Genomic DNA, 12,479 nt, shown 5'->3' with positions numbered 1-12,479 from the left:
AACTTAACCTATGGAACAGAAAGCAACACAACCCTCCTTTAAAAAAATCCTTGTAATAGACGATAGTGCTACAGATCGTTATATTGCAAAGCGAATGGCTGAAAAGTATTGCTTTGCTGAGGAAATTGTTTTACAAGAGTTAGCCACTACAGCACTTGAATATTTACTTTCGTTAGAAGGTACACCTCATTTACTTCCGCAATTCATTTTTCTCGATATCAATATGCCTGAAATGAATGGTTTTGAGTTTCTTGAGGAATATGCAAAGTTTTCTGAATCAATCAAGTTAAATTGTATCATAATGATGATTACTTCTTCAACACATCCAGAGGATCTTAAACGAGCAGAAAGTAACCCTTTAGTAATAGGTTTTCTTAATAAACCACTAAGTAAAGAGAAATTTGAAAGTATAAAAGATGAATTTCTATTAAAAAATCATTGAGCATAAGTGGATGAAAATTAAATTTTATTAAGTTAATTAGAAAGTTAGAAAACCTCAAAATGAATAATATTATGAAGAGAAAATGTAATGCATAATGTGTTCAGCTGTATTTTTTTATTAGAAACGGTATGAATTGTGATAAGAAAATTCAGGAAATAAGAGGGGTGTTTGTAAACTATTTGGAAAAAAATGATTTCATTTTTGCTTCTAAACAATTCATTTACTGCTCAAGTAAACAAATTTCAAAAGTAGTTTTGCCATTTTCATTTCGGTGTGTGATGTAGCCACCATGTGCCTCAATGATACTTTTGGATAATGTTAAACCAATTCCGGCGCCTTCAATTCGGGTGGTAAAAAAAGGGAGAAAGACTTTGTGTTCGATCTCTTTTTCGATTCCATTTCCGGTATCGGTAATTTTAATGAAGGTTCTGTTTTCTTTAACTTCCGCCGAAATCGATACTGTCTTTTCTGTGGCATCTTTTAAGGCGTAAATACAGTTCGTCAAAAGATTAATAAATACCTGTTCGATTTGCTGAGAATCGATCGTAATCCAGTATTTGGAAGTAATGGTGTTGACAACTTCAATGGTTGCCTCCCTAAACAGGGGAGCCATAATTTGAAGGCAATTGTGCATTAGAAATTGCAAGTCGGTTTTCTCTTTTTTGGGGCTTGGCAGCATGGCTAGTTTTCGATACCCTTCGACAAACTTTTGTAAATGATCACTTCGTCTCAGCATGGTTTCGACACTAGTTTTGACATCTTCCAAATCTTCAGCCGACATAGTATCCTGATCCACCAGATCTTGTAAATTCTGACAGATAGAGCGAATTGGTGTGATCGAATTTAAGAGTTCATGCGAAATCACTTTCATTAGATTCACCCAGGCATCTTTCTCTTTTTTCTCTACGACATTCTGAATCGAATCGAGTAAAACGATAAAATATTCTTTCCCGAAAATTTCCGTTCGGGAAGCCTGTAAAACAAAAGTCTGCATGTTTTGCTCTTTTACACGAATTTCTAAGGAAGTTTTGATTTCCTGAAAATCATCTGCTTCAATAATCTCGCATAACGAGGGCAATTGATCTTTAAGGTATTTCCATTTGGACACTTTTGGAACATTGAAATGGGAAGAGAAATAATTGTTCATTAAAAAAATGTCCCATTCTTTTTCTTCCTTTTGCAGAATGACAATTCCGGTTTCAATGTTATTGAGTATGGAACGATAGACAATGTCTTTGGAAATCTGTTCGTTTTGTTTGTTTTTAAGTGTATCGTATAAGAGAAATAATTCGTGGTAGTTTTTATTGTAGTTATGTTGCGAAAAGTCTGATCCGAAATCATTTTGTAATATAGAAGAGATTGTTCTGTTATAGAGTAAAACAAAATTCCGAACATAAAAATACATTTCGCGGACGAGCAGAAAGACAACAAAAAGACCAAATATTCCTGTAAAGAGTAATTCTTTCTTAAAAAAGTACAAGGAGATTTCGATCATCGCAACAATCAGTATCAGTCTTAAAAAAAGCAATTTATAGGTTTGGAATGTTTTAAACATATTAGGTAATATTGATGTTGTATTTTTCTAAACGACGGTACAAAGCCCCTCTTGACAAGCCTAATTCTTCGGCTGTTTTACTGATGTTATTATTGTTTTTGAGAAGGGCTTTTTCGACCGCAGCTTTTTCGACAGAAGAAAGCTGAATATCGTCAGGGTTTTCGTCGTACGGGGTTATGATCTCTAAATCTAAATCGGAAGTAGTGATTTTATTGTTTTCACACAAAATGACAGCACGTTCAATTTTATTTTCCATTTCTCTGATATTTCCATTCCACGCGTGTTTTTCAATTTGTTCGAGTACTTTTTTATCAAACTGAATCATACTTCGGTCGTATTTTATAATCATCTTATCGAGCAGGTAATTTGCCAGTGGAATTTTATCTTCGTTGCGTTCTCGTAAAGGGGGCAGGACAATTTCCATTGTATTAATACGATAATACAAATCTTCTCTAAAGTTTTTATCGACAACTTCCAGTTTCAGATTGAGATTGGTTGCTGTGATGATACGGACATTTAAGGGGCGTGCTTTGGTTTCTCCAAGCCTTGTCACCGTTTTTGTTTGAATAACCTGCAGTAATTTGGACTGTAAATGTAAAGGTACATTTCCAATTTCATCTAAAAATATAGTCCCGTTTTGTGCCATTTCAAAACGTCCGGGTGTATCTGTTTTGGCATCAGTAAAAGCACCTTTGGCATAACCAAACAGTTCGCTTTCGAAAATATTAGAGTTTAAGGCTCCCAAATCTACCGCTATAAAAGGATTGTTTTTCCTTTCGGACTGTCTGAATATATGATGCGCTAAAACAAATTTACCGGTTCCGTTTTCGCCTAATATCAGAACGTTGGCGTCGGTTTTCGCTACTTTGTCAGCTAGGGAATAGGCCTTTTTGATAATTTCGGAAGTACCAATAAAAAAATCATTTTCGATTTCGACATTCCTGGTTTTTTTTTGCTCCTTTCGGGATTTGTCAACAGCCTGTTTGACAGATTCAAGCAGTTTTTTATTTTCCCATGGTTTTAAGATATAATCAAAAGCACCAGATTTTAAGCCTTCAACTGCGGTTTCGACTTTGCCAAAAGCAGTCATTAAAATCACAACGGTTTTTGGCGAAAGCGTTTTAATTTCCTTCAATAAATACAAACCTTCTTTTCCGTCTTCAAAACCTATTCTGTAATTCATATCAAGTAAGACTACATCAATGCTGTTTTTTGCCAATAATTCGACAATTTTTTTCGGATTATTGAGCGTATAAATGTCTTCAAAATACTTTTTAAGGAACACTTTCGACGCAAAAAGGATGTCTTCCTGATCGTCTATGATTAATATTGCAGCATTTGTCTTTTTCATTTTTGTTCGGTTTTGGACGAAAGCTGTCCATTATTGGACACTTTTGAATTCTTTTAAATAATAAAAAATTTAAAATTAGGTAGTTACAAATTTTAAGTTTTTGGCATGAAAATCACATTACCATTAACAAATCATCAAATAGTAGAATCATTATTGCTGGTAAATGTAACAAAAATAGATATTTATAGATTATGTTATCTATTATCTTAATTTAGGATCTGTTTTTTACTTCGGCAATAAAATTCTCAGAGAGAAAAACAAACATCAAAAACAAATTATTATGATCAGGATTAAAGAGCTTTCAAAAATTTTCAGAACCGAAGAAGTAGAGACAAAAGCTTTAAGCGAAATTTCATTAACCATTAACGAAGGCGATTTTGTGTCGATCATGGGACCATCTGGAAGCGGAAAATCAACTTTGTTGAACATCATCGGATTACTGGATAGCGCTTCGGGTGGGAGTTATGAATTGTTAGGACAGGAAATGATTGGGCTGAAAGAGAAATTTAAATCGAAAGCCAGAAAAGAAAATATTGGATTCATTTTTCAGAATTTTAATTTAATTGATGAATTATCGGTTTTTGATAATATAGAATTGCCGCTCATTTACAATAATGTTTCTTCATCAGAGCGAAAGAAAAAAGTGCAGGAAATTGCCACTATATTAGGCATTTCACATCGTTTGAAACATTATCCGCAACAACTTTCGGGAGGACAGCAGCAGCGTGTGGCTGTTGCAAGAGCGCTAATTAATGACCCTAAAATTATTCTTGCCGATGAACCTACAGGAAATTTGGACAGTAAAAATGGTAATGAAGTAATGGAGTTATTAACAGATCTCCATGCCAGCGGTGCCACAATTTTAATGGTGACACATTCGGATTATGATGCTTCGTTTTCGCAAAAAACAATTGTTATGAAAGACGGAATGATTCTTTCTGAGAAAATGAACCATAGAAATGTAGATGTTTTAGTAAACAATTCAATCAACTAAATCATGCTAAAGAACTGGATCAACATATTTATTTATCACATCAAAAACAACAAGCTTTTTACAGCTTTGAATGTTTTAGGGTTGAGTATTGGAATTGCGGGATTAATTTTTGCGATTTTGTATTGGAACGATGAACAATCGTACGATCAGTGGAATCCTAATAAAGACAAGATTTTTTTAGTAGCCAATAAAATGAATCCTACGACCTACTGGTCTTCAAGTTCGGCAGCGGTAGGGTCGGCGATACAGACTGTAAGTCCTGAGATAGAATCTTTTTGTTATTTAAGTGGAGACTATGATGATGATATACTTTATTTTAATGGTAAAAAAGTGCAGTCAGACAGGATTACCATAGCTCAAAAAAACTTTTTTGAATATTTTCCTTTTGAGTTTACAGAAGGCAGTCAAAAAGGGGCATTACCGGATGTAAACAGTATCTGCTTGTCAGAAGATTTGGCTTTTAAACTTTTTGGAAACGAAACTGCTTTGGGGAAAAAAGTTGTTTTGCGAAAAAAAGCCTTAATTGTGAGAGGCGTTTATAAATTGGATCAAAAATCGGCTTATAATCCTGCCTGTGTGGTTAATTTTATGGAGGAACGAGTTAAGGCAAACATTCAGTTTTGGGGAAATTTTCAGTATGTTTTATTACTGAAACTGAAAAATCCGGAGAATCAAAAACAAGTAACGAATAATCTGGAAAAGTTGTATTTGGAAAACCTGACGTTTCGTTTCGCCAAAGAACAGGGGATTAGTCCTAAGGAATTTATTCGTAAATATGGTGAAGTAAAACCAGTTTTAGAACCCTTATCGTCAGTACGGCTGCATACAAAAACCGGAGGCTTGACAGAAGGGAAAGGTAATTTTCAGTTTTTGCTTACTATGGTAGGATTGTCAATTTTAATTCTGCTGTTGTCTATCGTAAATTACGTTAATTCCGCTACGGCAAATGCGGTGAAGAGAGCTAAGGAGGTTGGGGTTCGAAAAATTATCGGGGCTTCAAAGTATGTTATAATTCAGCAGTTTGTTTTTGAAACAGCTATAATCTCGTTATTCTCAATTCTGATATCATTGGTTATTGTCGAGATTTCGTTACCGTATTACAATGCCTTTTTAGAAAAATCGCTCGTTTTGCAAAGCGGTCAGTTCTACCTGCAGCTGGTGGTAATATTTTTTATCACGGTTGTGCTTGCAGGTATACTTCCGGCGGTTTATGTTTCTAATTTTGAACCGTTAAAGGTGTTGAAAGGAAATTTTGGACGAAGTAAAAACGGGATCTGGCTTAGAAACGGAATGCTGATCTTTCAATTTGGGATAGCCGCTTTTTTCATTATTGGTTCGTACATTGTTTATCAGCAGATAGAACATATGAATTCGAAGGATCTGGGTTTTAGTGGAAAACAAGTGTTGAACATTTCCTATAAGAATATCTATGGTGAAAATATTACTAATAAAGACCGACTGGACCGATACAATACCATCAGAAATCAATTACTGCATATAAAAGGAGTCAAAGAAGTTTCGGGAGGCGGTTTTATTTTGGGAAATGGTCCGAAATCGGTTATATCGTATCATTATAAAGATAAAAATGTAGACGGAAACAACATACCAATAGATTTTGGATTGTTGGAAATGCTGAAAATAAAAATGGTCAAAGGGCGTTATCTGAATCCAAAACTTGCTCAGGATACGGTCAATAGTATGTTGATCAACGAGACTGCATTAAAGTTACTAAACGAAAAAGATCCGATAGGTAAAAAACTAAACTGGAATGGCCAACAAGTAATAATTGCAGGGGTGGTAAAAGATTTTAATCTGATGAATCCCGGTGAAGCTATTCCTCCCATGTCGTTTTTACATTTTAAAACAGTACCCTGGTTTACAGAGCTTTTGAATAATATTTATATTACTGTCGACCCCAAAACAATGCAGCAAACTTTGGTAGACATTGAAAAGATGTGGACCAAAAAAGTGGATACAGAATACCCGTTTTCTTATGATTTTGTCGATAAAGAATATAAAAGATCGTACAGTAATTACGTAAAGCAAAAAAATCTGTTCTCTTTGCTAAATATCATCGTTATCATTATTGCACTTTTTGGGTTGTTTGCCCTTGCTTCGTACTCTATTGAACGTCGCATGAAAGAAATCGCGATTCGAAAAACTCTAGGTGCTGAAACTAATGTTTTGCTAAAAGAACTTTGTAAACAGTATGTAGTCTTCAGTGTCATCGGGTTTTTAATTGCGCTGGTTCCGGCTTATTACTTACTCAACAAATGGTTAGAGAATTTTGCCTACAGAATTACAATTTCCATTTATCCCTTTGTAATTGGATTTACTGCTTTATTGACATTAACATTAGTAGTGGTACTTACAAGAGCATATCAGGCAACCAAGATAGATGTTTTGAAATACTTAAAATACGAGTAACATGCTAAAAAACTGGACCAACCTATTTATTTATCAGATCAAAAACAATAAGTTTTTTACAGCTTTGAATGTTTTGGGTTTAAGTATTGGAATTGCAGGATTAATTTTTGCCATTTTGTATTGGAATGATGAACATTCTTATGACGAGTGGAATCCTGAAAAAGATAAAATTTACGCAGTACTGAACAATATAGGAGGGGGTAATGTTTGGGCTGTAAATTCGCCTATTCCGGGACCTCTTTTAAAAAGAATGAGCCCGGCTTTAGAAAGTTATTGTTATTTCACAAACAATTATGCCCGAGAAACGATACAGTACAACGGCAAAATTGAAGTAATAGACAAAATTTTCTCAGGGCAGGGGAATTTCTTTTCTTTTTTTCCTTTTGAATTTATTCACGGCAGCGGAAAAAGCGCACTTCATGATCGCAACAGTATTGCTTTTTCTGAAAAGACAGCTTCGCGCTTGTTTCAGAATGAAAATCCAATAGGAAAACAGGTTAAGTATGCCGACAAAATTTTTATCGTTCGGGGCGTCTACCGATTGTCTAAAAAAGCTTCGATAATGCCCAATGTAGTGACTTCCAACATTGAATACGAAATAGCTAAAAACAGAGAAAGCTGGGGGCTGCGCTACGGATTAATGTTGAAGTTAAAAAAGCAAAGTGATACGACAGCAGTACTCAAAAACCTGAATACAATCTATATCGAAAAGAAGGTTAAAAAACAGGCAAAAGTGGAAGGAATCACTTATGAAGGTTATTTGAAGAAGTATGGAGAGGTGGAAAAAGCCAAGTTGCTTCCGTTTTCGGGAGCGAGATTGTATCAAGGAAATACTCCTTTTCCGGAAGGAATTACCAATCTGCGGTTTTTAAAAATTTTAATGGGATTATCAATAGTCATTTTACTGTTGTCCATTGTCAATTATGTTAACCTTGCCACTGCTAATGCTATAAAACGGGCTAAAGAAGTGGGAGTAAGAAAAATAGTTGGCGCTACAAAATTGCAAATTATAACCCAGTTTGTATTTGAAACGACTTTAATTACGCTTTTTTCACTCTTGTTGGCATTGGTAATTGTGGAGCTTTCATTGCCTTTTTACAATTCACTTTTACACAAAGATCTGATTCTTGAAGGCTCTCAGTTTTATTTGCAGCTAATTTTCATTTTTATAATGGTCATTGTAGTTTCAGGAGTTTTACCTGCAATATATGTCTCTAACTTTGAGCCATTGAAGGTTTTAAAAGGGAATTTTTCCCGCAGCAAAAATGGAATCTGGCTTAGAAACGGTATGTTGGTTTTGCAATTTGCTATAGCCACATTTTTTATCATTGGTTCATTTATAGTATACCAGCAGGTTAACTATATGGCTCATAAAGACCTTGGTTTTAAAGGTGCTCAGGTGATGGATATTTCTTTTAAACCTAAGAAAGGAAGAAGCCAATTTGAAAGATACAAAACGATACAGCAGGAACTTTTAAAAATAAAAGGCGTTCAGGCGGTTTCAGCGGGAGTATTTTCTATCGGAAATGATGTTAATTCATGGTCTGGGATGCATTACAAGAACAATAAAGAAGTGATCACACAGCAAATGGCGATTGATTTTGGGATGATGAATGTTTTGGGAATCCGGATAGTTAAAGGCAGGGATTTAAACAACAAAATTGCATCAGACAGTAGTAGTAATGTTTTGTTAAATGAAGCTGCGGCTAAAACATTATTAGAAAAAGATCCTATAAACAAAGAAATTATCTGGGAAGATAGAAAATTGAAAATTGTTGGTGTGGTAAAAGATTTCAATTATTTTGGACTTGAAAACAATATTTCACCCATGATTTTCATGCACATCAAAGCTTTTGACTGGATGGAAAAGGATTTGCTTAATATTTCGGTTAAAATTGCACCCCAAGACATGCCCGAAACAATTGCGGCTATAAATAAGTTCTGGATAACAAAAGTAGATGGAGAATATCCTTTTGAATATAATTTTGTAGACCGAAGTTTTGCCCGAACCTATAAGGTGTATGAAAGCCAAAGCCAATTGTTTTCACTCTTAAACGGAGTTGTGATTCTTATTGCCGTTTTTGGATTATTTGCTTTAGCTTCCTTTTCAATGGAAAGAAGAGTACGGGAAATTGCGATCAGAAAAACACTGGGAGCAGACACGACTGTCTTACTCCAGGAATTATCCAAACAGTACGTGGTGTTTTGTATGATTGGTTTTGCTATCGGAATAATTCCTGCCTATCTTTTATTGCGAAAGTGGCTGGAGGACTTTGCTTTCCGGATCGAGATTCCCTTACTTCCTTTTATAATTGCTTTTGTATTGCTGCTGTTTTTAACATTATCAATTGTACTGGCAAAAGCCTATCAGGTAACAAAAATAGATGTTTTGAAATATTTAAAATATGAATAGACCGTAAAATTAAAACCTTCAAAGTGAGCACATTTTGAAGGTTTTTTTAATTTCAGAAAAATTGAAAAAAAGGATTATCTTTGAGAGAATACGATTCTATTTGCATAAAAACTTTAATAACCGGGATCATTTATGAAGATGTTTTTCCTTAAATCCGTATTGTTTTTTTCCTGTCTGGCCTTATTTTCCTGTGAAAGCAAACGGCAAAATCCGGTTGCCAAAGCATATAAAGCAGGTGTTATTTTATCTTTTGATGATGCCTATGTCGACGAATGGGCGGAGGCCGATCAGGCATTGAAAAAGTACTCCTGGAAAGCCACTTTTAACGTGTGCCGAATTGATTCGATCGGGAAGCCGCAAATCGAAAAACTGCTGCAAATGCAAAAAGACGGACATGAAATTGCCGGACATGGTTACCATCATTACAACGCCGTTAAATTTGTGAAGCAACACGGAATGGATGCCTATATCGAGCAGGAAATTACTCCGATGATTACTTCCATGAAAAGACTCAATTTTAAAGTCACTACATTTGCTTATCCTTATGGAGAACGCTCTGACGCATTGGATAAAGCGTTATCTCCCAAATTTAAAATCATCAGAGGAAGGGCTTTTGGAGGAGAACTTCCGGAAAAACAGGACAGCTATTTTAACAATTCTAAAATTGTATTTGCCTTTGATATCGACAACAGCCACATTCATTTTAGCATCCCGTATCTTCTTGAATTATTAGACTACGCAAAAAAACACAATAAAATTCTGCTTTTATGTGGGCATAAACCGGTGCGAAATGTGACAGAAAACTATCAGACCAAAATAGAAACGCTGGAGTTCATTTGCAGGTACATGAAGTTAAACGATCTTAAATTCTATACCTTATCCGATTTAGACCCTTTGCTTGAAGAAAAATAAACTCTTTATTTTTGAGTCGAAATTAACCTTCGGATCAAACGATTTCGTAAATAATCTGACGTATTTTTCTAAAAATAGTATCTTTGCAGCAAGAAAATTGTAGTGATAAGTAATGATTAAATTGTAGAACAAGTTCTACAGACTGTTAGAGAATGTTCTACAGTCGGTTTAATCCCTGCATGCTATTTTTGCTTCTTATTAAGAAAATAGAAACAAGTATATATTTAAAAAATAGAATAAAAGTATGTTTGTCGTATCAAACCTATTTGTTCTATTAAAAAGATCCCCCAAATCTCTTTTAAATATCTGTTGTGTTATGGTTAATATTGATAGACAAGTGTTGTGGCTTTGCTTTTTTTTAGGCAAAAAAACTGTATCTTAGAGGAATAACAGCTGTCATTGGTATTAAAATTGAATTAGTGTTTACTAATTTTTGCTATAGAACAATATTTATTCAAAATGTAGTACATCATTCAGGATGTTCTTTCGATACCTAATTAAAAAAATTGCACGAGTTATTGATTTGATTCTTTGACTCTTTATTTTATTTATCATTTTAAAATATAAATTTTGATTAGAAAACATTCCTTAAATAGTACATTTAGTTTTTTGAAACTAAAGTTCAAGCACAGAAAAATAATTCACTACACTTTAATAGCCTGTGTCATCCTTTTACAGATAATTGCAATAATTATTTGGTACAACGAATCGTCTAATGAATCGGAAATGTCGAAGACGCTTAGTTCGATGGATTCATTAAATAAAATAACACATTTTACAAGCAGTATAAACAACTCATTTGTTGATTCTCAAAAAAGTTTTAGTAACTATACCAGTTACAAAGACAAAGAATCACTTGATAAATACACCGCTTCTTTACACGAGATAAGCCGTTTGATTGACAGTTTGAGTCTAATTACAAAGGACAACAAGGAGTTCATGAAGATTCTGAAGGAAAAGAATCAGTCTGAAGAATCAGTAGAGTCTTTAAAAACTAGTATCGATTCGATTATTGAATCGCAGATTAATCCGGATAAGACTACTTTGACTCAGCCTTTTAAACTAAATAAGTTCGCATACAAAAAAATATTAGACAGTATTAAAACTGATTCTTATATAAAAGTAGACAGTGTGTCTAAAAAAGGATTATTTTCAAGATTGGGTGCTGCTTTGGCGGGAAAAGTAGATGTGCAAAAAGAGCAGTTGAAAATCACCGTTACCATGAAATATGACAATAAAGTGGTAAGCGGAAGTATCGAAGAACAATTTGCGAACTTGTTTAATACTACTAACAAATATTACGAAGACCAGTTCAAGAATTTAAGAAAATCATTTGCGAATTTAAAAGATCAGGATGCTAAACTAAAGCAGTTAAATAATGAACTGCTAAATTTAGAGGCAGCAATTATGCCTAACTATAACAATTCGTTGAAAGCACTTCAGGACAATACTCAAAAGCAGTTACAGAAGCAGTACGATTCGAATAAAATAGTGAGAAGCTACACCATTGCAATTTTGATTCTGTTAATGTTTATAGTATCACTTGTACTTTTCGGCTTTACAAGACTGGCTTTTCAGTATGAAAAAAGACTCACAACAGCTCAGATGCAGATTCGTGAAAGCTTGAATTTTAAGAATAGAATTATGGGTATGATCAGTCATGAAATCAGATCTCCTTTAAGCATTATTTCTATTTATAGTAAAATGATAAGCTCCTCTATAAAAGATCCGGAAATAAAAGACACTTTTAAATCGATTCAGTTTACTACTAATTCATTGCTTCTTCTGGCCAATCAGATCTTGGAGTATTCTAAAGATGGAAATTACGCACCTAAACTAAACAAGAAGCAATTTTATCTTAAGGAGGAGGTACATCAGATTGTTAATTCCATGACCTCATTGGTAGAAAGTAAAGGGAATAGAATAGAAGTTAATTCTAATCTGATTTCAAACCTTGAAGTCAATTCGGATGCTGCAAAAATTCATCAGCTTTTTTATAATATTATTGGTAACGCAAATAAGTTTACAGAGAACGGACTTATAAAGATTATGATGGATCTTGAAAAGACTTCTGATAAGATCGTGAATTTAAAAATTGAAATTCAGGACAGCGGAATTGGTATTGCCAAAAATGATCTGAAAAATATATTTGAACTTTATTACCAGGGAACCGTTTCAGGTAAAGTAAACGATCTTGGAGTAGGTTTAGGGCTTAATTTATGTAAAGAAATAGTAGAATTGTTTGATGGAAAAATAGATGTTCAGAGCGAGGAAGGCAAAGGGACTAAAATAATTTTTAATCTCCTTATAAGCTTAGTTTAAAATAAGACCAAATTAATTATGTTAAAGTGGTAATTAGTTACAGAAAAGCGCTGAAATAACCCT

Annotated in this window: 8 protein-coding genes; 6 read left to right on the top strand and 2 right to left on the bottom strand. The window is 34.1% G+C overall.

Going from position 1 to position 12,479, the window contains the following annotated elements; genetic code table 11:
- Nucleotides 1–10: 10 nt before the first annotated feature.
- Nucleotides 11–442, top strand: a complete 432-nt coding sequence (locus AC3IS6_RS17995; RefSeq protein WP_489161393.1) for a response regulator — start codon at nucleotides 11–13, stop codon at nucleotides 440–442.
- A 220-nt stretch (nucleotides 443–662) separates the two neighbouring features.
- Here AC3IS6_RS17995 and AC3IS6_RS17990 read toward each other — a convergent pair whose 3' ends face one another.
- Together AC3IS6_RS17990 and AC3IS6_RS17985 are read right to left on the bottom strand one after the other, a co-directional pair.
- Nucleotides 663–1,997 carry a sensor histidine kinase gene (locus AC3IS6_RS17990; RefSeq protein WP_489161391.1) on the bottom strand — a complete coding sequence of 445 codons (1,335 nt, stop codon included), beginning with the start codon at nucleotides 1,995–1,997 and terminating at the stop codon, nucleotides 663–665.
- Between the two features lies 1 nt (nucleotide 1,998).
- The gene (locus AC3IS6_RS17985; RefSeq protein WP_489161389.1) at nucleotides 1,999–3,348 is read right to left on the bottom strand and encodes a sigma-54-dependent transcriptional regulator; all 1,350 of its coding nucleotides are present in this window, start codon (nucleotides 3,346–3,348) and stop codon (nucleotides 1,999–2,001) included.
- A 280-nt stretch (nucleotides 3,349–3,628) separates the two neighbouring features.
- Between AC3IS6_RS17985 and AC3IS6_RS17980 the strand changes: the two genes are divergently transcribed.
- The 5 genes from AC3IS6_RS17980 (at nucleotide 3,629) to AC3IS6_RS17960 (ending at nucleotide 12,416) form a co-directional block, all read left to right on the top strand.
- A complete protein-coding gene (locus AC3IS6_RS17980; protein WP_489161388.1) occupies nucleotides 3,629–4,342 on the top strand; it encodes an ABC transporter ATP-binding protein in 714 nt (237 codons plus the stop codon).
- Between the two features lie 3 nt (nucleotides 4,343–4,345).
- Nucleotides 4,346–6,769 carry an ABC transporter permease gene (locus AC3IS6_RS17975; protein WP_489161386.1) on the top strand — a complete coding sequence of 808 codons (2,424 nt, stop codon included), beginning with the start codon at nucleotides 4,346–4,348 and terminating at the stop codon, nucleotides 6,767–6,769.
- 1 nt (nucleotide 6,770) lies between these two features.
- A complete protein-coding gene (locus AC3IS6_RS17970) occupies nucleotides 6,771–9,182 on the top strand; it encodes an ABC transporter permease (RefSeq protein WP_489161385.1) in 2,412 nt (803 codons plus the stop codon).
- A 132-nt stretch (nucleotides 9,183–9,314) separates the two neighbouring features.
- Entirely contained in the window at nucleotides 9,315–10,094 is a 780-nt protein-coding gene (locus AC3IS6_RS17965; protein WP_489161383.1) for a polysaccharide deacetylase family protein, read from the top strand.
- A 726-nt stretch (nucleotides 10,095–10,820) separates the two neighbouring features.
- Nucleotides 10,821–12,416, top strand: coding sequence for a sensor histidine kinase (locus AC3IS6_RS17960; protein WP_489161381.1), 1,596 nt, complete (start codon nucleotides 10,821–10,823; stop codon nucleotides 12,414–12,416).
- Nucleotides 12,417–12,479: the final 63 nt, after the last annotated feature.

This window comes from Flavobacterium sp. KH_035, assembly GCF_057839565.1.
This window is presented reverse-complemented; position numbering and strand designations above follow the sequence as displayed.

Coding starts and splice junctions, on each gene's coding strand:
- AC3IS6_RS17970 (WP_489161385.1), top strand. CDS start 6,771: ATGCTAAAAAACTGGACCAACCTATTTATTTATCAGATCAAAAACAAT.
- AC3IS6_RS17995 (WP_489161393.1), top strand. CDS start 11: ATGGAACAGAAAGCAACACAACCCTCCTTTAAAAAAATCCTTGTAATA.
- AC3IS6_RS17960 (WP_489161381.1), top strand. CDS start 10,821: ATGTCGAAGACGCTTAGTTCGATGGATTCATTAAATAAAATAACACAT.
- AC3IS6_RS17965 (WP_489161383.1), top strand. CDS start 9,315: ATGAAGATGTTTTTCCTTAAATCCGTATTGTTTTTTTCCTGTCTGGCC.
- AC3IS6_RS17980 (WP_489161388.1), top strand. CDS start 3,629: ATGATCAGGATTAAAGAGCTTTCAAAAATTTTCAGAACCGAAGAAGTA.
- AC3IS6_RS17975 (WP_489161386.1), top strand. CDS start 4,346: ATGCTAAAGAACTGGATCAACATATTTATTTATCACATCAAAAACAAC.
- AC3IS6_RS17985 (WP_489161389.1), bottom strand. CDS start 3,348: ATGAAAAAGACAAATGCTGCAATATTAATCATAGACGATCAGGAAGAC.
- AC3IS6_RS17990 (WP_489161391.1), bottom strand. CDS start 1,997: ATGTTTAAAACATTCCAAACCTATAAATTGCTTTTTTTAAGACTGATA.